Source organism: Burkholderia sp. BCC1977 (genome assembly GCF_905339595.1).
Lineage (GTDB): Bacteria > Pseudomonadota > Gammaproteobacteria > Burkholderiales > Burkholderiaceae > Burkholderia.
Genome location: NZ_CAJPGQ010000003.1, coordinates 45,587 through 64,872, shown reverse-complemented (window position 1 = coordinate 64,872; position 19,286 = coordinate 45,587). Strand labels below are relative to the sequence as shown.

General features: G+C 69.2%; 21 protein-coding genes. 11 read left to right on the top strand and 10 right to left on the bottom strand.

From position 1 onward, the window contains the following. Positions 1 to 60: 60 nt before the first annotated feature. Complete coding sequence (locus tag U5771_RS04020; protein ID WP_322022772.1) at positions 61 to 1,131, top strand: MBL fold metallo-hydrolase; 1,071 nt, start codon at positions 61 to 63, stop codon at positions 1,129 to 1,131. A 128-nt stretch (positions 1,132 to 1,259) separates the two neighbouring features. Further along, positions 1,260 to 1,919, top strand: coding sequence for a glutathione S-transferase family protein (locus tag U5771_RS04015; RefSeq protein ID WP_322022771.1), 660 nt, complete (start codon positions 1,260 to 1,262; stop codon positions 1,917 to 1,919). Between the two features lie 136 nt (positions 1,920 to 2,055). Here U5771_RS04015 and U5771_RS04010 read toward each other — a convergent pair whose 3' ends face one another. Both U5771_RS04010 and U5771_RS04005 read right to left on the bottom strand, forming a co-directional pair. Next, complete coding sequence (locus tag U5771_RS04010) at positions 2,056 to 2,751, bottom strand: phosphatase PAP2 family protein (RefSeq protein WP_322022770.1); 696 nt, start codon at positions 2,749 to 2,751, stop codon at positions 2,056 to 2,058. Between the two features lie 430 nt (positions 2,752 to 3,181). Then, positions 3,182 to 4,414: an MFS transporter gene (locus U5771_RS04005; RefSeq protein WP_322022769.1), complete on the bottom strand. Its 1,233-nt coding sequence runs from the start codon at positions 4,412 to 4,414 to the stop codon at positions 3,182 to 3,184. Positions 4,415 to 4,514: 100 nt separating this feature from the next. Between U5771_RS04005 and U5771_RS04000 the strand changes: the two genes are divergently transcribed. Continuing rightward, positions 4,515 to 5,498 (top strand): LysR family transcriptional regulator, encoded by a 984-nt coding sequence (locus U5771_RS04000; protein ID WP_322022768.1) that lies wholly within the window; start codon positions 4,515 to 4,517, stop codon positions 5,496 to 5,498. A gap of 23 nt (positions 5,499 to 5,521) precedes the next feature. Here U5771_RS04000 and U5771_RS03995 read toward each other — a convergent pair whose 3' ends face one another. The 4 genes from U5771_RS03995 to U5771_RS03980 form a co-directional block, all read right to left on the bottom strand. Beyond that, on the bottom strand, positions 5,522 to 6,160 hold the full coding sequence (locus U5771_RS03995) for a 2-hydroxychromene-2-carboxylate isomerase (RefSeq protein WP_322022767.1): 639 nt from the start codon (positions 6,158 to 6,160) through the stop codon (positions 5,522 to 5,524). A gap of 205 nt (positions 6,161 to 6,365) precedes the next feature. Beyond that, positions 6,366 to 6,842: an SRPBCC family protein gene (locus U5771_RS03990; RefSeq protein ID WP_322022766.1), complete on the bottom strand. Its 477-nt coding sequence runs from the start codon at positions 6,840 to 6,842 to the stop codon at positions 6,366 to 6,368. A gap of 118 nt (positions 6,843 to 6,960) precedes the next feature. Next, entirely contained in the window at positions 6,961 to 7,446 is a 486-nt protein-coding gene (locus tag U5771_RS03985) for an SRPBCC family protein (protein ID WP_322022765.1), read from the bottom strand. Further along, positions 7,409 to 7,786 carry a metalloregulator ArsR/SmtB family transcription factor gene (locus U5771_RS03980; RefSeq protein ID WP_322022933.1) on the bottom strand — a complete coding sequence of 126 codons (378 nt, stop codon included), beginning with the start codon at positions 7,784 to 7,786 and terminating at the stop codon, positions 7,409 to 7,411. Before U5771_RS03980 ends, U5771_RS03985 begins: the two co-directional genes overlap by 38 nt. Before the next feature lie 196 nt (positions 7,787 to 7,982). On the opposite strand from U5771_RS03980, the gene U5771_RS03975 reads away from it, so the two are divergent. Both U5771_RS03975 and U5771_RS03970 read left to right on the top strand, forming a co-directional pair. Continuing rightward, positions 7,983 to 8,513: a GNAT family N-acetyltransferase gene (locus U5771_RS03975; protein ID WP_322022764.1), complete on the top strand. Its 531-nt coding sequence runs from the start codon at positions 7,983 to 7,985 to the stop codon at positions 8,511 to 8,513. A gap of 165 nt (positions 8,514 to 8,678) precedes the next feature. Beyond that, positions 8,679 to 9,257, top strand: coding sequence for a hypothetical protein (locus U5771_RS03970; protein ID WP_322022763.1), 579 nt, complete (start codon positions 8,679 to 8,681; stop codon positions 9,255 to 9,257). Positions 9,258 to 9,291: 34 nt separating this feature from the next. Here U5771_RS03970 and U5771_RS03965 read toward each other — a convergent pair whose 3' ends face one another. Beyond that, positions 9,292 to 9,876, bottom strand: a complete 585-nt coding sequence (locus tag U5771_RS03965; protein ID WP_322022762.1) for a TetR/AcrR family transcriptional regulator — start codon at positions 9,874 to 9,876, stop codon at positions 9,292 to 9,294. Positions 9,877 to 10,219: 343 nt separating this feature from the next. Between U5771_RS03965 and U5771_RS03960 the strand changes: the two genes are divergently transcribed. Next, complete coding sequence (locus tag U5771_RS03960) at positions 10,220 to 10,924, top strand: SDR family oxidoreductase (RefSeq protein ID WP_322022761.1); 705 nt, start codon at positions 10,220 to 10,222, stop codon at positions 10,922 to 10,924. A 58-nt stretch (positions 10,925 to 10,982) separates the two neighbouring features. Here U5771_RS03960 and fabV read toward each other — a convergent pair whose 3' ends face one another. Next, positions 10,983 to 12,185: an enoyl-ACP reductase FabV gene (gene fabV, locus U5771_RS03955; RefSeq protein ID WP_322022760.1), complete on the bottom strand. Its 1,203-nt coding sequence runs from the start codon at positions 12,183 to 12,185 to the stop codon at positions 10,983 to 10,985. 213 nt (positions 12,186 to 12,398) lie between these two features. On the opposite strand from fabV, the gene U5771_RS03950 reads away from it, so the two are divergent. The 4 genes from U5771_RS03950 to U5771_RS03935 all read left to right on the top strand — a co-directional run bounded on the left by U5771_RS03950 (position 12,399) and on the right by U5771_RS03935 (position 15,560). Then, positions 12,399 to 12,932, top strand: coding sequence for a GbsR/MarR family transcriptional regulator (locus U5771_RS03950; protein ID WP_322022759.1), 534 nt, complete (start codon positions 12,399 to 12,401; stop codon positions 12,930 to 12,932). A 142-nt stretch (positions 12,933 to 13,074) separates the two neighbouring features. Beyond that, complete coding sequence (locus tag U5771_RS03945; RefSeq protein ID WP_322022758.1) at positions 13,075 to 14,328, top strand: SDR family oxidoreductase; 1,254 nt, start codon at positions 13,075 to 13,077, stop codon at positions 14,326 to 14,328. Then, positions 14,325 to 14,795 carry a DUF2269 domain-containing protein gene (locus U5771_RS03940; RefSeq protein ID WP_322022757.1) on the top strand — a complete coding sequence of 157 codons (471 nt, stop codon included), beginning with the start codon at positions 14,325 to 14,327 and terminating at the stop codon, positions 14,793 to 14,795. The genes U5771_RS03945 and U5771_RS03940 overlap by 4 nt, the downstream gene beginning before the upstream one ends. A gap of 141 nt (positions 14,796 to 14,936) precedes the next feature. Continuing rightward, positions 14,937 to 15,560, top strand: a complete 624-nt coding sequence (locus U5771_RS03935) for a glutathione S-transferase (RefSeq protein ID WP_322022756.1) — start codon at positions 14,937 to 14,939, stop codon at positions 15,558 to 15,560. Between the two features lie 63 nt (positions 15,561 to 15,623). Here the strand turns inward: U5771_RS03935 and U5771_RS03930 are convergent, their stop codons facing one another. Continuing rightward, a complete protein-coding gene (locus U5771_RS03930; RefSeq protein ID WP_322022755.1) occupies positions 15,624 to 17,033 on the bottom strand; it encodes a serine hydrolase in 1,410 nt (469 codons plus the stop codon). A 193-nt stretch (positions 17,034 to 17,226) separates the two neighbouring features. After that, complete coding sequence (locus U5771_RS03925; protein WP_322022754.1) at positions 17,227 to 18,402, bottom strand: hypothetical protein; 1,176 nt, start codon at positions 18,400 to 18,402, stop codon at positions 17,227 to 17,229. Positions 18,403 to 18,690: 288 nt separating this feature from the next. Between U5771_RS03925 and U5771_RS03920 the strand changes: the two genes are divergently transcribed. Then, positions 18,691 to 19,110, top strand: coding sequence for an HIT family protein (locus U5771_RS03920; RefSeq protein ID WP_322022753.1), 420 nt, complete (start codon positions 18,691 to 18,693; stop codon positions 19,108 to 19,110). The last annotated feature ends 176 nt before the right edge of the window (positions 19,111 to 19,286 follow it).

Sequence of the window (19,286 nt, the reverse complement as noted above, 5' to 3'; positions counted from 1 at the left end):
ATCCGCATGATCCGCACCCTCCACCCAACCGACACGCCCAGCCGACGGAGCGCCTTCGCCATGATCTTCCGGCAACTTTTCGACCCGCAATCGTCGACCTACACGTATCTGCTCGCCGACCGCGGATCGCGCGAAGCGCTGCTGATCGACCCGGTGTTCGAGCAGGTGCGCCGCGATGCGGCGCTGCTCGACGAACTCGGGCTGCGGCTCGTCGCGACCGTCGATACCCACGTGCACGCCGATCATGTGACGGGCGCGTGGCTGCTGAAGCAGCGCACCGGCAGCGCGATCGCGATTTCGGCGGCGAGCGGCGCGCAGGGCGCCGACCGCTACCTGAACGACGGCGATCGCTGCGCATTCGGCCCGCGCTACCTGACCGTGCGCGCGACGCCGGGCCATACGAGCGGCTGCATCAGCCTCGTGCTCGACGACGAATCGATGGCGTTCACCGGCGACTGCCTGCTGATTCGCGGCACCGGCCGCACCGACTTCCAGCAGGGCGACCCGCGCGCGCTGTATCGCGCGGTGCACGGCCGGCTCTTCACCCTGCCGGCGGCCTGCCTGCTATACCCCGCGCACGACTATCGCGGGCTGACGGTGACGAGCGTCGGCGAGGAGCGGCGTTTCAATCCGCGCCTCGGCGGCGATCTCAGCGAGGACGATTTCGCGGGCTACATGCGCAACCTCGGGCTCGCGCATCCGCGCCAGATCGACGTCGCGGTGCCCGCGAACCTGCAGTGCGGCGTTGCCGCGAACGCGCCCGACGTGCAGACGGTGCCCGACTGGGCGCCGCTCGCCTATACGTTCGCCGGATTCTGGGAAATCGATCCGCAGTGGCTCGAGGATCACCTGCCGGCGGTGCAGGTGGTCGACGTGCGCGAGCCGGACGAATTCACCGGCCCGCTCGGCCACCTGCCCGGCGCGACGCCGATTCCGCTCGGCGAACTGGCCGCGCGCACCGGCGAGCTCGCGCGCGACCGGCCGATCGTGACCGTATGCCGCGCGGGCGGCCGCTCCGCGCAGGCGACCGTGATCCTGCTGAAGGCCGGCTTCGAGGCCGTCGCGAACCTCGGCGGCGGGATGCTGCGCTGGCGGGGCGAGGGCCGCGTCGTGATGGACGGTCGGTCGTAGCGGCGCGATCACAGCGCAACGGAAAAATGTTCGGACCGGTGTCGAATCGTCCTGGCGCCGCTCGTCGTCAAGGTATCCGTTCACGTGGCGCTGCATGACGCGGCGCCGACACCCCGAGAGAGCACGCGATGACGCCGACGCTTTACGCCCATCCCTTTTCGTCCTACTGCCAGAAGGTGCTGACCGCGCTGTACGAGAACGGCACGCCGTTCGCGTATCGCGTGCTCGCGCACGACGATCCGAAACCGATGCAGGAACTGGCCGCGCTGTGGCCGCTGAAGCGCTTCCCGGTGCTCGTCGACGCGGGCCGCACCGTGATCGAGGCGACGATCATCGTCGAGCATCTCGATCTCTACCATCCGGGCCCCGTGCGGCTGGTGCCCGACGACCGGCGCGCGGCGCTGGAAGTGCGGATGATGGATCGCTTCTTCGACAACTATGTATCGACGCCGCAGCAGAAGGTCGTGTTCGATGCGTTGCGGCCGGAACACGAGCGCGATGCGCGGGGCGTCGCCGATGCGCGCGCGATGCTCGAATCGTCATACGCATGGCTGGATCGCACGATGGCCGATCGCGAATGGGCGGCCGGCGACCGCTTCAGCCTCGCCGACTGCGGCGCGGCGCCGTTCCTGTTCTACGCGGACTGGACGCACCGGATCGATCCGTCGTTCGCGAACGTGATCGCGTATCGCCAGCGGCTGCTTGCGCGGCCGTCGTTCGCGCGTGCGGTCGACGAAGCGCGGCCGTATCGTGCGTTCTTCCCGCTCGGGGCGCCCGATCGCGACTGACGTGCGCGGCCGCCGTTGCCGCCGCGACGACGATCTGGACGGCGGCGCGCGCCGGGCGCGATGCCGCCGCGCAGGGCCGGCAACGTGTGCGCGGGCGTCGTGACGACAGCAGCGGATGCATGGCGGCGCCGTCCCGTTACATCGTCGTATGCTTGACCGACTGCGCGAGCGTCAGCAGTTCGTCGAACTGCGTGATCAGCTCGAAGCACAGCAGGAACGCGAGCGTATAGGCTGGCGCGGGGAAGCGCCGGATCGCCTCCAGCACCTGTGGCGCGAAGCGCGAGCGAATCGGATCGCGCGTCAGCAGCCACGCGATCGCGATGCCGATCGCGGCGCCGGCGATCAGGTCGGTCGGGTAGTGATAGCCGAGATACGCGCGCGGCACGCAGATGAACACGACCGCATACAGCAGCGCGAGCACGCCGACGCGGCGCGCGATGATGAAGATGCCCGTCGCGATCGCCATCCACAGCATCGCGTGATCGCTCGGAAACGAACTCCAGGCCTGCAGCGTGGCCGCACGCAGTTCCTCGGACGGGAAGTGCAGGTGCAGGTCGGGGTTGTAGATCGGCCGCACGCGGAACGGCAGGACTTTCGCGAGCAACCGGCCGAACGCGAGCGCGACGAGCCCGCTCGTGACCGTCGCGATGACCAGCTCGCGTTGTCGGTCGCGCTGCGGTCCCGGCTGGAACCACAGCCAGCACAGCACGGGGATGAGGATGAAGCCCTTGAACGTATAGAGGCCGGCGATGACGCGGATCGCGTGGTTCATCAGCGGTCCGAACGTGATGTGGGTGAGGAAGATCTGGATCGTGGTGTCGAAATCGTTCATGTTCTGCGGCCCCGGCGGACACGCAGCACATGACATGCGGCCGGCAAGGATCAGGAAGCGCGCTCGCACTGGAGCGCAATGGGGGGCAAGTATGTCACCGGTAATTTCGAAGAAAATGGGAAAAAATACCGGGAATCCCCTGAGAAATCGCGATTTCCTGGTGGGGCCGGATTGGAGAAGGCCGCGCGGCGCGGTCATGTCGAATCCTCTGACGGTTGCGCGCGCGTTCCCGGGCATCGGTGAAAAATAATCGGTTGAACTAGGCAATTCGGTGAGCGATCGCGGACCTTGCACCGGATGACCGGATGCGCGCCGCGTCCCGCACGGATCTGCCGCGCCGCGCCGGGCCGCGCAGCACCGAACGAAAACAAAAAGAAAAGGCGGGCAAGCCCTGTGGGCCTGCCCGCCTCGTCTGCGCGATGCCGGTGAATTACCGGCGCCAGATGCGCACGGCCAACGCCGCCAGCGACGTCGTCACGGCCAGTACGATCACCGCATTCCAGCCCAGTTGCGCGAGCAACGAACTGCCGAGCGCGGCACCGGCCGCCATCCCGATGAACATGCCGACGAACAGCACCGCGTTGAGCCGGCTGCGCGACGCGGGATCGATCCGGTAGACGATCGCCTGGTGCGCGATCAGCGTGGCCTGCACGCCGAGATCGAAACCGATCGTCGCGGCGGCGAGCAGCGCGAGCTGCGCATGCGGCGTCAGCAGCGGCGCGGCGGCCATCGCGGCGAACGACACCGTCGCGATCCCGATGCCGATGCGCGTGACACGCTCGGGACCGTGGTGATCGGCCAGGCGTCCGGCCACGGGCGCGGCCAGTGCGCCGGCGGCACCCGCGAGGCCGAATGCGCCGGCGGCCGCGCTGCCGAGGTGGAACGGCGCGCCGTGCAGCATCACCGCGAGCGTCGACCAGAACGCGCTGAACCCGATAGAGAGCAGCCCTTGCGCGAGCGCGGCACGACGCAGCGCCGGATGACGACGCCACAGTTCGCCGAGCGACCCGATCAGCGCGCGGTACGACAGCTGCGTGGTCGGCTCGAAGCGCGGCAGCCCGCGTGCGGCCACGACGCCGATCGCGGCGACGCTGGCGGCCGCGAGCGCGAACATCGCGCGCCAGCCGGCCGTCTCCGCCACGAAGCCGGCGACGACGCGCGACAGCAGGATGCCGAGCAGCAGCCCCGTCATCACCGTGCCGACGATACGGCCGCGATGCGTGTCGTGCGCGAGCGTCGCGGCGGCCGGCACGACGTCCTGCGCCATGGTCGCGCTCAGGCCGATCGCGAAGCTCGCGGCCAGCACCAGCCCGAGCGACGGCGCGACCGCCGCGAGCAGCAGCGCGACGACCAGCGCGGCGGCTTTCGTCACGATCACGCGGCGCCGGTCGAAGCGGTCGCCGAGCGGCGCGAGCAGCAGGATGCCGAGCGCATAGCCGAGCTGCGTGAGCGTCGGCACGAAACCGATCGCGCGCGCCGACGCGCCGAGATCGGGCCCCAGCGCGGCGAGCATCGGCTGCGCATAGTAGAGCGGCGCGACGCCGAGACCGGCCGCCGCGGCGAGCAGCAGCACGAGCCGGCGGTCGGGCATCGGGGAGGCGGCCGCGTGGGCCGGTGCATGGGCCGCGCGGGGCGCGGGGTCGAGACGGGTCGGGGTGGACATCGCGTACATCCTTGTTTGGGTAACGAATGGACGCGAGTGTGCCGATCGGCGGCCGGCCACGGTAGTGCCGCCCGGCGCAGATTTGTTATACGCTTGACGAATGACCGAGAAAATCCCCGATTCGCCCGCTGCTGGCGGGTCTCCGCGCATTCAGACAGTGCCCGTCGACGGTGCGAGCTATCGTTTCGAGTTGATGGAAACCTTCGTACGCATAGTCGAGGCCGGCAGCCTGTCGGCGGCCGCCGCGCAGCTGCACACGACGCAGCCGACCATCAGCCGGCGGCTGCAGGCGCTCGAACGCTCGCTCGGAATGCGGCTGCTGCAGCGGACGACGCATGCGATGCGGCTGACCGTCGACGGCGAGCGCTGCTTCACGCGCGCGAAGGAGTTGCTGGCGAACTGGGCGGCGTTCGAGGCCGACCTGCGCGGCGCGCAGGAGGAGCCCGACGGCCTGTTGCGCGTGGCGGTGCCGCATGCATTCGGGCAGGAGCGCTTCGTCGCGCCGCTCGCGCGGTTCCTGCGCGACTACCCGCGCGTCTCGGTGGAATGGCTGCTGCAGGACGACGTGCGCGATTTCGTCGGCAGCGGGATCGACTGCGCGATCCAGGTGGGCGAGCCGACCGATCCGGGCGTCGTCGCGATCCGGCTGACGAAGGTGCCGCGCTTCGTGGTGGCCGCGCCGTCCGTGCTGAACGGCGCGGACATCCCCGCCGATCCCGACGCGCTCGCCGCGCTGCCGTGGCTCGCGCTGCGCACGTACTACCGGACCGAGCTGACGCTGACGCACGCCGTCACGGGCGACACGCGTCGCATCGCGATCCGTCCGCGCTTCACGACCGCGAACCTCTATGCGTTGCGCAGCGCGGCGCTGCTCGGTGTCGGTGCGTGCGTCGGTTCGTCGTGGCTGCTGGCGGACCATCTCGCGCGCGGCGAGCTCGTGCATCTCGCGCCCGACTGGCAGGCCGCGCCGTTGCCGGTCTACCTGACCTACCCGCACGCGCAGTTCTATCCGTCGCGGCTCGTGCGCTTCGTCGCGATGATGCGCGACGCCGTGCCGTCGCTCGTCGAAGGGCGCGACATCTAAGCCGAGGGTCGTCGCGCGTGCCGTCAGCCGCGCCGGATGCCGTCGGGCAACGCGCTGATGCGGCGCACTTCGGGCGAGTCGAGCCATGCGCGCGACGTCGCGCAGTCGACGAACATGTCGGTCGCATCGTCGCCCCAGAACAGGTCGCCGTCGAGTTCGAAGGTCGGCACGCCGAACACGCCGTGCGCGATTGCCTGATCGGTGTTCGCGCGTAATGCGTCCTTCACCGCTTGCGCGTCGACGGCCGTCACGCCTTCCGGAAAGCCGACCGCCTCGCACAGCGCGGCGAAGCCCTCCGGCGTCGATACATCCTGACCGTCGCGCCAGATATGCCGGAAGATCCGCCGGATCGCATCGGGCGTGTTGCCCATCGCGATCGCGAGACGCAGCGGCCGGATCGGGTTGAACGGATGCGCGGGCGGCATCCGGAATGGAATGCCGAGCTTGTCGGCGCGGTACTGCGCGTGGCGATAGGTGAAGATGCGCTTTGCCGCGATCTCGGCCGGCGCTTTCTGGCCCCAGTGCGCGAGCAGCGCGCCGAGCACGATCGGTTTCGGCTCGTAGGCGGCGGCAGGCGGCAACTGGTCGAACCGTTCCTGCTGCAGGTACGCGAACGGCGAAACGAAATCGAAATACCAGGTGGCGGTGCGCGCGGCGTTCATCGCGGTGGTCTCCTCGTGCGAATCCGGGTGGGCGCGTGCGGCGGCCGGGCGGGCCGGCGGGCGATGCACGCGGTGGCGCGCCAGTGTCGCACGCGGCGGCGTTTCGCGCTGCCGGCGCGAGCGGGCAGGACCACGGCCGGTGACAACGCCGGCGCGGCGGCGGTCGCGGCTGGCGTCACGCGTCACCGCGTGATGCACACGCGCGCTAGCCCGTCTCGACCAGCGCCGCCAACCGGGCGAGCGCCATCCGCCAGCCCGTTTCGTTGTCGGCTGCCGGCACGCCCGGCGGCACACCGTCGTGCACCGCATCGACGCGTGTGCCGCCTGCTTCGTCGGACAGCGTGATCGTGATCGTCATGGCGCCGCGCAGCATCGGATCGTCGGTTTCGAACACGTCGATTTCGACGATCTGCTCGTCGGGCACGAGCGTCACGAAGCGGCCGTGATAGGTGTCGGTGTGCGCGGTGGTCTTGCCGGTGCCGTCCGACGGTTCGTCATAGCTCAGCGACACGCGCAGCGCACCGCCTTCGCGTGCGTCGTAGGCGAGCACGCGGCACGTCATGCCGTCCGGCACTTTCCATTGTTCGACGGCGTGCGGATCGAGCAGCGCGCGGTAGACGCGCCCGCGCGGCGCGTTCAGGTGCCGGCTGACCCGGGTCGAATGCGTGTGCATCTGCAGCATGTGGCCTCCCGCGGAGCGCGCGCGACGGTGCACGCCGGAGGCCGGCGTGTCGTCATGCTTCCTTCAGGAATCCTAGGCGCGCGCGCGGCGGCATGCAATGGCCCGCGCACGTGCGTATTCAGCGCAATGCGGCCGCGAATTCGTCGAGTTGCGTGATGCAGAGGTTCCAGCCCTCGAAGAAGCCGAGCGCCTCGTGGCGCTCGCGCGTCGCGGCGTCGGGATGCATCACGCGCGCCTCGTAGCGGCAACCGGCGGCGTCATCCGCCATCGTGATGATGGCCGTGAAGCCCAGCCACGGCACCTGCGGCCGCCAGCCGCCCGCGAGCATCGACGTGAACGCGATCCGCGCTTCCGGCACGATGTCGAGGAAACAGCCGGGGTTGTCGCTCGTGCCGCCGTCGGGGCCGCGCATGAACGTGTGGAAGGCGCCGCCCGGGCGCAGGTCGAACGCACGTACTTCAGTGGTCCACGGTTTCGGGCACCACCATTCCTTCAGCAGTTCGGGGTCGGTCCAGGCGCGCCAGAGCGCCTGGCGCGGCGCGCGCAGCGTGCGCGTGATGACGAGGTCATGGGCTTCGGCGGGGTCGACGTGGCTGGCTGACATGCGCTTGCTCCTCCTGGTGACGGCGTTCGACGAATTCCACGAGACGATCGGCGCGCGCTTCCCACAGCACGCGCTGCGCGGCGAGCCACTGCTCGGCTTCCGCCAGCCGGCCGCCGACCAGCTCGCAGGTGCGCGAGCGGCCGGCTTTCCGGGTCGTGACGAGGCCGCTGCGCTCGAGCACCGCGACGTGCTTCATGAACGACGGCAGCGCCATGTCGAACGGCGCGGCCAGTTCCGAAACGGTTCGCCGGCCCTTGCCGAGCGCGCCGACGATCGCGCAGCGCGTTGGATCGGCGAGTGCGTGGAATACGTCGCTGATACCGGGTTGAAAGTTAGCCATGCGGCTAAGTATAGGCGATGCAACGGGAATTTTCATCGCTTAGGATGATGGGGTGGTAACACGCGCCGACCGGGTTGGGCGCCGTGCTGCCGGGCACTCGCCGGCGTTGCGCATGGATCGGGCGCAGGCCGGCATTCCATGCGATCCGGGCGCACGCCGACCGAACGCGTGCCCCGCCTGATATACCGGAGAGGGTATGACAGAACCTGTGACCGTCCGCCGCGTCGACGCGAGCGAAGCGCATGCCTGCATCGACGCGCTGGCCGACGTGCTGATCGATTGCGTCGAAGGCGGCGCGTCCGTCAGCTTCATGTTGCCGATCGAACGCTCGACCGCCGTCGCGTTCTGGACGCGGGTTGCCGACAGCGTCGCGAGCGGTGAGCGCATCCTGCTGGTCGCCGAGGACGCGGCCGGCCGGATCGTCGGCACGGTGCAACTCGTGACCGGGCAGCCGGAGAACCAGCCGCATCGCGCGGATGTCGCGAAGATGCTCGTGTCGCGTCATGCACGCCGGCAGGGTGTCGCCGCGCGGCTGCTGGCGGCCGCCGACGACGCCGCGCGCGACGCCGGCAAGACCGTGCTCGTGCTCGACACCGTGACGGGCAGCGATGCCGAGCGGCTGTACGAGCGGGCCGGCTGGCAGCGCGTCGGCGTCGTGCCGAACTATGCGCTGATGCCCGACGGCGCGTTGTGCGCGACGACGTATTTTCACAAGCAGCTCGCGTAACGGGGCCAGATGCGATCACGATCCGGTTCGCGATCGGCGCGTGTGCAGCGGCGCGCGGCGCCGGATCGGCGGCCGGGCGGCAAAGAAAAGCCGGTCGGCGGCGGCGCGGCTCCGATATATTCGTGCTGGACACGCCACCGCCATGCCAACGGAATCACCGCCTCGATGAAACGCTCCCATGTCGCTTTCGCCCTCACGGGCCTGCTCGTCGCGCTGCCGATCGCCGCCTACGCGCTCGTCAAGCCGCTGCGCGTCGTCGCGCCCGCGCTGCTGCCCGGTGTGTCATGCCCGAGCGCGGACATCTGCACGGACGATGCCGCGAAGTTCGGCGCCGCGCAGCAGCTTTATCGTGCCGGTTATGCGCGTGCCGAGGCGGCCGTGGGCCGGTTTCGCGACGCGCCGCGCGTCGTGTTCTGCTCGACGCGCGCGTGTGCCGACCAGTTCGGTCTCGGCGAACGCGCGGCACTGACGCTCGGGGATTTCGGCGTGGTCGTCGCGCCGCGCGGCTGGCAGACCTACTTTCTCGCGCACGAGCTGATTCATCACCGTCAGGCCGAAGTGCTCGGCAACCTCGCGGTCGCGACCAAGCCGCGCTGGCTGATCGAGGGGATGGCGTATGCGCTCAGCGACGATCCGCGTCATCCGCTGACGGAGCCGTTCGAGTCGTGGCGCACGCAATTCGCGGCGTGGCATGCCGCCCTCGGCCAGCAGCCGCTGTGGGACGCCGCAAGGGCCGTGGAATAGCGATCGCGCGCGACGCGCGTGTGCCGCCGCGCCGCTATGCGGGCACGGCCGGATCGTCGGGCCGCGCGCCGAGCGTGCGTCGCCCCGCATCGAGAATCTCGTCGGCCAGCGCCGGATCGGTGCCGGCGATCGCGCGCGACAGCACGAGCGCGCCGACCATCTGGCTGAAGACCGCGATTGCGTCGCGGCGCGTGTCCGCTGCGGCCGCGCCTTCCGCGGCCACCATCCGTTCCAGCCGGTCGAGATACGCGGCGACGCCGTGCGTATAGCACGCGCGCGCAGCGTCGGTCAGCCGCGGCGCATCGCCCGCGAAGCCGGACAGCGGGCAGCCGGCTTCGACGTTGTCGCGATGCGCGGACGACAGGTACGCCGTCGCCTGCTTCGCGACGCTGCCGGCGTTCGGCGAATCCGCGCGGTCCTGGATCGCCTTCTCCATCACCGCGGCGACCAGCGCATCCTTCGATTTGAAGTGGTTGTAGAAGCCGCCCTGCGTGAAGCCGGCTTCCTTCATCAGCTCCGTCAACCCCACCGCGTCGACACCGCGCACCCGGAACAGCCGCTCGGCGGCCGCGATGATCGCGTTGCGGTTTTCGGCAGCCTGTTGTCTCGAGACGCCCATCGATCCCTCCCTCATTCCGGCAATTGCGTCGATTGAAAAACACAATGGTGATCGCCATTGACTTGTCGAATTCGCGCTGACACAATGCACCGCAAAGACAATGGTGATCGACATTGACATCCAGTGTAGCCGACTTCGCGAACGAAACGAAGCGAGCGGGGCGGCGCGGCACGGATGGACGTCGGTCCCGGTCTGGGGGCGCAAGGGCGCGGGCGGCACGACAGCCCGCGCTCCGGCACCGGCGGAGCAACGGTTCGGTACGCGATGGCAGCGTGTTTTTTCACCGGATTCCGAGCGCGCGGCGAACCGGCGCGAACGGGTCCTCTATCCGACAGGAACGATCATGAAGATCGAAGGTGCAGTCGTTTTCGTCACGGGCGCGAACCGCGGGCTCGGCCGCGAGTTCGCGAAGCAGGCGCTCGAACGCGGGGCGCGCAAGGTCTATGCGGGCGCGCGCGATCCGGCCAGCGTGACGCTGCCGGGCGTGGTGCCCGTGAAGCTCGACGTGACCGATCCGGCGGCGGTCGCCGCGGCCGCCGACGCGGCGCGCGACGTCACGCTGCTGATCAACAACGCGGGCATCGCGCGACTCGGCAGCCTGACCGACGACGGCGCGGTCGACGCCTTGCGCGACCACCTCGAAACCAACGTGTTCGGGATGCTGGCGATGTCGCGCGCCTTCGCGGGAACGCTCGCCGGCCATGGCGGCGGCGCGATCCTGAACGTGCTGTCGGTTGCGAGCTGGGTGAACCGGCCGATCCTGTCGGGCTACGGCGTGTCGAAGTCGGCTGCGTGGGCGCTGACCAACGGGCTGCGGCATTCGCTGCGGGAGCAGCGCACGCAGGTGGTCGGGCTGCATGCCGGCTTCATCGATACGGACCTGACGCGCGGCCTCGAGGTGCCCAAGGCGACGCCGGCCGACGTCGTGCGGCAGGCGTACGACGCGATCGAATCCGGGGCGGAGGAGGTGTCGACCGACGACTTCACGCGGCAGGTGAAGGCCACGCTGTCGGCCGGCGTGTATCTGGACGAGGCGACGCCGCTCTGACGTCGCCTGCGGAAGACGGCCCGCCGCCCGCGCGTGCGCGCGGCGGGTCCGGCCATCGTCAGACCGTGGTGTCGATGATGCCCGGGATCTTCACGTCCGGGTTCACGTCCGCGTCGTAGTCGACGCCGGCGATCTCGAAGCCGAACAGGCGCAGGAACTCGGTCTTGTAACCCGTGAAGTCGGTCATCTCGTACAGGTTCTCGTTCGTGACCTTGTCCCACATCGCGACGACCTTGCCCTGCACTTGCGGATCGAGCTCCTTGTAGTCCGCGCGCAGACGGCCTTCTTCGTCGACGTGCGGCGTCGCGCCGTACAGGCTGTCCTTCAGGAGCCCGTACACCTGCTCGATGCAGCCTTCGTGCGTGCCCTGTTCCTTCATCACCTTGAACAGCAGCGACAGGTAGAGCGGCATCATCGGGATCGCCGAGCTCGCCTGCGTGACGACGGCCTTCAGCACCGACACGCGCGCATCGCCGCCGTGCGCGGCCAGCTTGTCGCGGATCGACAGCACCTTCTTGTCGAGGTCCTTCTTCGCTTCGCCGATCGAGCCGTTCCAGTAGATGTCGTGCGTGATCTGCTCGCCGAGATACGTGAACGCGGTCGTCTTCGCGCCGTCGGCCAGCACGCCGGCTTCAGCGAGCGCGTCGATCCACATCTGCCAGTCCTCGCCGCCCATCACGGCGACGGTGCCGTCGATCTCTTCCTGCGTCGCCGGCTCGAGCGAGACTTCGCGGATCACTTCCTTGTCGGTGTCGAGGCCGCGGAACGTGACCGACTTGCCGACCGGCTTCAGCGTCGAGCTGATCGTTTCGCCCGTCTTCGGATGCGTGCGGCGCGGCGCCGCGAGGCTGTAGACGACCAGATCGACCTTGCCGAGATCCTGCTTGATGGTGTCGATCGTGATCTGCTTGACCTTGTCGGAGAAGGCGTCGCCGTTGATGCTGCGCGCATAGAGCCCCTTTTCGGCGGCGAACTTCTCGAACGCGGCGCTGTTGTACCAGCCGGCGGTGCCCGGCTTCGTTTCGCTGCCGGCGCGCTCGAAGAACACGCCCAGCGTGTCCGCGCCCGAGCCGAATGCGGCCGAGATCCGGGCGGCGAGGCCATAGCCGGTCGACGCGCCGATCACGAGCACCTTCTTCGGGCCGTTGGCGATCGGGCCGTGCGAAGTCACGTAGTCGATCTGTTCCTTGACGTTGGCTTCGCAGCCGACCGGATGAGTCGTCACGCAGATGAAGCCACGCACGCGCGGTTTGATGATCATGGGAACCTCTAGTCAGAAAGGCGGGGACGGCCTGAAATCGGAAAAATCCCGCGCATTGTAATGGAAGCGGGCGGGCAGGGCGGGAAAGGCGGGCGGCGACGGCGGTCGCGGTCGGCCAGGGGCGGACCGTCGAGGCGGCGATGCGCGTGGGTGGCGTGGGTGGTGGTTATTTCTCTATTGACAGAAATAACTGAAAAAACTAAATTCACCGACATGGAACTCACACCGATTGCCGAACGATTCATTCTCCACTGGGGCGAAATGGGCTCGCGGTGGGGCGTCAACCGCACCGTCTCGCAGATTCACGCGCTGCTGTACCTGGCCGGCCGGCCGGTCGCGGCCGACGAGATCGCCGAGACGCTCAACGTCGCGCGCTCCAACGTCAGCACCAGCCTGAAGGAACTGCAGGCGTGGCGGCTCGCGAAGGTCGTGCACGTGCTGGGCGATCGCCGCGACCACTTCGAGACCTCGACCGACATCTGGGAACTGTTCAAGCTGATCGTCGAAGGGCGGCGGCAGCGCGAGATCGAACCGACGCTCACGGTGCTGCGCGATTGCCTGACGCGCCCCGAGATCGCCGACGAGAGCCGCGAGACCGAGCAGCGCATCCGCGACACGCTGCAGTTCGTCGAGACGCTCACGACCTGGTCGGACGAGATGCTGCGGCTCAAGCCCGACACGCTGATGAAGGCGCTCGGGATCGGCGCGAAGATCAGCCAGACGGTCAGGCGCAAGTCGTCGAAGTAGGCGGCACCGGACGTGCGGGCACGCAGCCCGCTTTTTTTGAAATTGAAATTTCTGTCGTTACAGAAATAACTGTAAATAAAGGATGAAAAATGAGCGCGGCCATTGTCTCGATCCACCGGCATGCCGCACCGCGGAGCGCAACATGAACATCCTCGTCTGCGGCGCGAACGGCTTCATCGGGCGGGCGCTGGGCGCGCGGCTCGAAGCCGGCGGCCATCGCGTGCTGCGCGGCGTGCGGCATGCGGTCGGCCCGCGCGACGTCGCGATCGACTTCGCGAAGGATGACGATCCCGACGCGTGGCTTGCCCGGCTGGGCGGCGTCGACGTGGTGATCAATGCGGTCGGGATCCTCGCCGACCGGCGCGATGCGACGTTCGACACCGTGCATCGCGCGGCACCCAGCGCGCTCTTCACCGCATGCTGCCGTGCCGGCGTGCGACGCGTGATCCAGATCTCGGCGCTGGGCGTCGAGCGCGGCGATACGCCGTATTTCGCCAGCAAGTACGCAGCCGACACCTTCCTGCAGACGCTGCCGCTCGATTGCCGGATCGTGCGTCCGGCGCTCGTCTACGGGCCGTCCGGCACGTCCGCACGGTTCTTCCGGATGCTCGCGAGCCTGCCCGTGCACGCGTTGCCGGCGGGCGGCCATCAACGGCTGCGCCCCGTGCACGTCGACGATCTCGCCGAACTCGTCGCGCGGCTCGTCGATGCACCGGCGGCCGGCAACCCGGTGATCGACGCGGTCGGCGGCGATGAAGTCGAGTACCGCGAGATGCTGAGCGTCTATCGCGCCGCGCTGGGCTTCCCGCCGGCGGCGCGCATCGCGCTGCCGGGCCCGCTGGTCGGTGCGGCGGCCGCGCTGCTCGGCACGCTGCCGGGCGCGATGCTGACCCGCGACACGTGGACGATGCTGCGCGGCGGCAACACCGGCGATCCCGCGGCGCTCGCGGCCGTGCTCGGCCGGCCGCCACGCGGGCTGCGGAATTTCATCGGCGCGGACGCGCTCGCGCTGCGCCGCGACGCGCTCGCGATGTGGCGGCGGCCGCTGCTGCTGGGCGCGCTCGCGATCGTCTGGATCTGGACGGCCATCGTCAGCGCGTTCATCCATCCGCGGCATGACAGCCTCGCGATGCTCGCCCGCGCGCACCTGACCGGGCTGCCCGCGCTGATCGCGCTCTACGCCGCATGCGCGCTGGACTTCGCGTTCGGGGTGGCAACGATCGCCGTGCCGTCCCGCCGTCTGTGGGCCGCGCAAGCCGCGCTGATCGTCGCGTATTCGGTCGTCATCGCGGTCACGATGCCCGGCCTGCTCGCCGAGCCGTTCGGTCCCGTGCTCAAGAACGTGCCGATTCTCGCGATCCTGTTGATCCTGTTTTCAGAAGAAGAACACGCATGAACACCTATCTCGTGATCAAGACGCTGCATATCCTGTCCTCGGTGCTGATGGTCGGCACCGGCTTCGGCACCGCGTTCTACCTGTTCTTCGCGAACCGCACGCGCTCGGTGCCGGCGATCGCCGCCGTGTCGCGCCTCGTGGTGCGCGCGGACTGGTGGTTCACGACGCCGGCCGTGCTGTTCCAGCCCGCGTCCGGGCTGTGGCTCGCGCATACGGCCGGCTGGCCCTGGACGACGCCGTGGCTCGTCGCGTCGATCGTGCTGTACGCGGTAGCGGGCGCGTGCTGGCTGCCGGTCGTGTGGCTGCAGATCGAGCTGGCCGCGATGGCGAAGCTCGCGCATGCGAACGGCGACGCCGCGCTGCCGGCGCGCTACTGGCGCTACGCGAAGCGCTGGGAGCGGCTCGGCTATCCGGCGTTCTTCGCGATGCTGACCGTCTATTTCCTGATGGTGGTGAAGCCGATGTGAGCGAGGCAACGGGGCTGGCAATACCGATTGCGCCTGAAGCCCTGTCGATTCCCGCGCGCTCGTGTATAACTTCGACGGGAGCGCGTCCGGGCCGTGTCGCGCGCCCCGCACACTTCGCATTCGACCTCACAAGGAGCCTGCATGCTGCACATCCTCGGCAAGATCCCGTCCATCAACGTCCGCAAGGTGCTGTGGCTGTGCACCGAACTCAACCTGCCGTTCGAACAGGAAGACTGGGGCGCGGGCTTTCGCACGACCAACGACCCGACCTACCTCGCGCTGAATCCGAACGGCCTGGTGCCGGTCATCAAGGACGACGACTTCGTGCTGTGGGAGTCGAACACGATCATCCGCTATCTCGCGAACCGCTATGGCGGCGACGCGCTCTATCCGGGCGAGCCGCAGGCGCGCGCGCGGGTCGATCAGTGGATCGACTGGCAGGGCACGGACCTGAACCGTTCGTGGGTCGGCGCGTTCCTCGGCCTCGTGCGCAAGTCGCCTGATCACCAGGACCCGGCGGCGATCGCGCAGTCGATCGCGGGCTGGACGAAGCACATGCAAATCCTGAACGCGCAACTCGAAGCGACCGGCGCGTTCGTGGCCGGCGACCGCTTCACGCTCGCCGACATTCCAATCGGCCTGTCGGTGAACCGCTGGTTCGGCACGCCGTTCGAGCATCCGGATTTCCCGGCGGTGCAGCGCTACATCGACCGTCTGGCGACACGCGAAGGCTTCAAGCAATACGCGGGCAGCGCGAACCCGTAACGCATCGCCTGTCGCGCGCGGCGGCGGCGTGGCGGCCTGAATGCCGCCGCCGCCCCGCGGCCATCACGAGCCGGAAGCCGGTACGGCCGCGAGTACGCGCGCGAGAAACGCCTCGTGATTCCACGCGGATTCCGGTCGCGACAGCCCGAGCCGCACGACCACCAGCTCGCGGCTCGGCACCACGCTCACGAACTGGCCTTCATGGCCGACCGCATGAAACGCGTCGGCGGGCAGCGGGCTCGCGTGCGGATCGCGATCGTTGAACGGCTCCGGCACCTTCACCCACAGATGCGCGCCGAATTCCTCGCGCGTCGACAGCGGCGTCGCGCGCGTCAGGTAGCGCACCCAGCCTTCCGGCAGCAACCGCTGCCCGTCCCACACCCCGTCCTGCCGCAGAAGCTCCCCGAAGCGCGCCCAGTCGCGCGCGCTCGCATACATGAACGACGCGCTGCCGAGCGTGCCGGCCGCATCGGGCTCGAACACCGCGCTGCGCATGCCGAGCGGCGCGAACAGCGCGCGGCGCGGAAACGCGAGGTAGTCGTCCTCGCTGCCGCCCATCGCGACACGCATCACGCGCGCGACGATCGCGCTCGTGCCGCTCGAGTAGTACCACTGCGTGCCGGGCTGCGCGGCGAGCGCCTTGGCCGACGCGAAGCGCGCGGTGTCCGGCTGCGTGAACAGCATCACGGCGACGTCGGACAGCGGGTCGTCGTAGTCCTCGTTGAATTGCAGGCCGCTCGTCATCCGCAGCAGCTCGTCGAGCGTGATCGCCGCGCGCGGATCGCCGCTGTCGCGCCATTCGGGCAGCAGCGCCGACGCCTCCGGCGACAGCTGGTGCCGCGCGACGAGCATGCCGGCCAGCGCGGCCGTCACGGTCTTCGTCATCGACCAGCCGGGCAGCGGCGTGTCGGCCGTGAAGCCGGGCGCATAGCGTTCGGCGATCACCTGGCCGCGCCACATCACGACGACCGCGCGGGTGCGCCGCGGCCGCGCCGGGTCGGGTTCGTCGAATGCGCGGTCGAGCGCGGTCTGCAGCTTGCGTGCGTCGATGCCGGCGGGCGGTGCGGGCAGGGCGACCGGCGCCGCTTGCGCGGGTGGCGGATCGGGGACGGGCGGCAGCGCGGCCGGCAGCACGCCGGGCGACGGCCCGAGCGCGAGCGTGCAGCCGAGCCCGGGCCGGAAGTCCGCCTCGCGCTGCGCGAAACCGGCGAAGGTCGCGACGGCGCGATGATGCTCGGGATCGATCGACGGGCGCACCAGCTTCAGCAGCGGATGCACGCCGGCCATGATGTCGACGTCGATCACCGACGCGGCCGGACGGCCCGACACGAACACGCCGGAACACAGCGCCTTCGCGGCATAGCCCGTCGCGATCGGGGCGAGCCGCGACAGCATGTAGCCGGTGTAGCCGACCGCGGCGACGAGCGCGACGGCGGCGCCGCGCAGGATCAGCGATTTGAAGGGGATCGTCATGCGCGAGCGTCCTCGGTGGCGTGCCGGCCGGCAACGATCCGGCAGTGTCGCAGGTTCGGGCGAGCGGTGGCAATCGCGGGGCGGGTGACGCCGGGCGGCGTCGATCAGGCGGCATGGTGCCCGGCGTGTGCGAATCGCATGTGTCGATCGCGCAGGTTCGAACGGGCCGCATGCGGCCCGTTCACGTGCTGCGTCATTGTGCGTTGTTGTTGTCCAGGCGCAGTGTCCAGACCGTCGCGGTGTTCGTGTTGTCGTCGACGGCCGCGAATTCCGGCTGGCCCTTGCTGCCGTGTCCGAACGCGAGTCCGAATGCCGCGCCCGGCACGGTATCGACCTGCATCTGCGCGACGAAGCGCCCGTCCACCGTGAATTCGACGATCTCGCTCGGTTGCAGCGGGTCGGGGTTGACCGCGTCGCCGTTCGCGGTCACGAGATGGCCGTTCGGCGCGAGCGCCAGTGCGAGCGGGCCGTGCAGGTGCGCCGCATCGAAGTAGATCATCCGTCCGACGCCGCCGTTGCGATTCGTCGTCGCGGCGTTCTGGATCGCGAACACCGCGTTGTCGCCGGTGGAGGCGACATACAGGACGTCGATGTTCGGGTCGTACGCGAGGCCGGTCGGGCCGACGACGAGCGCATTGGGATCGGTCCGGTTCACGTAGCCCGACGCGATGATCCGCGAGCTCGGCAGCATCCTGACGCCGTCGTTGCCGATCATCAGCTCGATCCGTGCGACCGTCCCGTTCAGTACGTTCGACACGAACGCGGTCACGCGCGGGCTGCGATCGATCACGGTCATGTCCCACGGCCCGTCGAGCAGCGTGCCGCTCGACAGTTGCGTGACGAGATTGCCTTGCGGACCGATGACGAGCAGCGAGCCGGGCGGGACCACGGTCTTGCCGTCCGGCGCGGGTACGTTGCCGACCAGCACGAAGCCGCTGCGCAGCACCGCGAGCGCGGTCGTCAGGCCGAGATTGCTGCCCTGGAAGAACGTCGCCGGCGTATTGCCGGGCGACAGCTTGACGACCGTCGTGCCGGTGCCTTGCGCGTTCGACGCCGCGTTGAAGTTGGACACGACGACGTCGCCTGGTTTCAGCGTGCTCCAGCTCGGCACGCCGCGCGGCACGAACGCGATGCCGTACGGATTGACGTCGCCGTTGGCGGGCACGGTCGACGCGGTGACCGACGAGACCGGCAGGATGACGTCGCCGCCGCCGGCCCACGCGAAAGCCGACGACAACGCGACCAGCCCGGCGCCGCAAGCCGCGCGGCATAGCGTGCGCGCCATCGTGCGACAGGCGTGCGCGAGGACCGGCGGCTGAACGGCAAACACGGGCGGGGCGGGCGAACGACAGGAGGGGAGAGGGTCCATGGCATGACTCCGGTTGATGAGCGCGAGCAGTCATCCCGGCTGCCGGCCTGCGCAGCCGACGGATGTCCGGCGCGGGTTCGCGGTCTTGCCGCGCGAACCCGCACTTGCAATAAACGGATGGTGACGGCCGAATATTCCATCCGGTGACGGGCGCTGCGTGCGAGCCGGCGCGCATTGTTCACCGTCACGGCGACACGGCCTGACAAGTTGAAATCCGACCCGCCGTCGGCCGATAATCGTCCGGCATCGTTCCTCGTCAAACCGCAATCGCAACAATCGGAAAACGCCATGTCCTACGACAACAACAACCCGTTCGCCCGGATCCTGCGCGGCGAACTGCCGTGCGTGAAGGTCGCCGAAGACGACGCGACCCTCGCGATCATGGATCTCATGCCGCAGGCCGACGGTCACGTGCTCGTGATCCCGAAAGAGCCGGCCGCGCAGATCTTCGAGCTGTCCGGCGACGCGGCCGCGGCCGGCATCCGCATGACGCAGCGCGTCGCGGCGGCCGTACGCGCGGCGCTCGGGCCGGACGGCGTGTTCATCGGCCAGTTCAACGGCGCGGCGGCGGGCCAGACGGTCCCGCACGTGCATTTCCACGTGATTCCGCGCTGGGAAGGCGTCGATTTGCGGATGCACGCGCGCGACATCGCCGACGCGGCCGCGCTCGAATCGGTCGCGCAGCGCATCCGCGCCCGTTTCGTGTAACGCGCATGCGGCTCGTGGTTCGGGCGGCGCCAGCGGGCGCGTGCCGTGACGCCGTTCGCACCTGTTTCAGCGGTCACACGACGTAACACGTGTAACGGCTCGCGAAACTCGCTCCGGCGGCCCCGGCGCTAGACTCCGCGCATTGCTTCATCGAGCGACAGGAAGGGCCGGTTGTC

Coding starts and splice junctions, on each gene's coding strand:
- U5771_RS04020 (WP_322022772.1), top strand. CDS start 61: ATGATCTTCCGGCAACTTTTCGACCCGCAATCGTCGACCTACACGTAT.
- U5771_RS04015 (WP_322022771.1), top strand. CDS start 1,260: ATGACGCCGACGCTTTACGCCCATCCCTTTTCGTCCTACTGCCAGAAG.
- U5771_RS04010 (WP_322022770.1), bottom strand. CDS start 2,751: ATGAACGATTTCGACACCACGATCCAGATCTTCCTCACCCACATCACG.
- U5771_RS04005 (WP_322022769.1), bottom strand. CDS start 4,414: ATGTCCACCCCGACCCGTCTCGACCCCGCGCCCCGCGCGGCCCATGCA.
- U5771_RS04000 (WP_322022768.1), top strand. CDS start 4,515: ATGACCGAGAAAATCCCCGATTCGCCCGCTGCTGGCGGGTCTCCGCGC.
- U5771_RS03995 (WP_322022767.1), bottom strand. CDS start 6,160: ATGAACGCCGCGCGCACCGCCACCTGGTATTTCGATTTCGTTTCGCCG.
- U5771_RS03990 (WP_322022766.1), bottom strand. CDS start 6,842: ATGCTGCAGATGCACACGCATTCGACCCGGGTCAGCCGGCACCTGAAC.
- U5771_RS03985 (WP_322022765.1), bottom strand. CDS start 7,446: ATGTCAGCCAGCCACGTCGACCCCGCCGAAGCCCATGACCTCGTCATC.
- U5771_RS03980 (WP_322022933.1), bottom strand. CDS start 7,786: ATGGCTAACTTTCAACCCGGTATCAGCGACGTATTCCACGCACTCGCC.
- U5771_RS03975 (WP_322022764.1), top strand. CDS start 7,983: ATGACAGAACCTGTGACCGTCCGCCGCGTCGACGCGAGCGAAGCGCAT.
- U5771_RS03970 (WP_322022763.1), top strand. CDS start 8,679: ATGAAACGCTCCCATGTCGCTTTCGCCCTCACGGGCCTGCTCGTCGCG.
- U5771_RS03965 (WP_322022762.1), bottom strand. CDS start 9,876: ATGGGCGTCTCGAGACAACAGGCTGCCGAAAACCGCAACGCGATCATC.
- U5771_RS03960 (WP_322022761.1), top strand. CDS start 10,220: ATGAAGATCGAAGGTGCAGTCGTTTTCGTCACGGGCGCGAACCGCGGG.
- fabV (WP_322022760.1), bottom strand. CDS start 12,185: ATGATCATCAAACCGCGCGTGCGTGGCTTCATCTGCGTGACGACTCAT.
- U5771_RS03950 (WP_322022759.1), top strand. CDS start 12,399: ATGGAACTCACACCGATTGCCGAACGATTCATTCTCCACTGGGGCGAA.
- U5771_RS03945 (WP_322022758.1), top strand. CDS start 13,075: ATGAACATCCTCGTCTGCGGCGCGAACGGCTTCATCGGGCGGGCGCTG.
- U5771_RS03940 (WP_322022757.1), top strand. CDS start 14,325: ATGAACACCTATCTCGTGATCAAGACGCTGCATATCCTGTCCTCGGTG.
- U5771_RS03935 (WP_322022756.1), top strand. CDS start 14,937: ATGCTGCACATCCTCGGCAAGATCCCGTCCATCAACGTCCGCAAGGTG.
- U5771_RS03930 (WP_322022755.1), bottom strand. CDS start 17,033: ATGACGATCCCCTTCAAATCGCTGATCCTGCGCGGCGCCGCCGTCGCG.
- U5771_RS03925 (WP_322022754.1), bottom strand. CDS start 18,402: ATGGACCCTCTCCCCTCCTGTCGTTCGCCCGCCCCGCCCGTGTTTGCC.
- U5771_RS03920 (WP_322022753.1), top strand. CDS start 18,691: ATGTCCTACGACAACAACAACCCGTTCGCCCGGATCCTGCGCGGCGAA.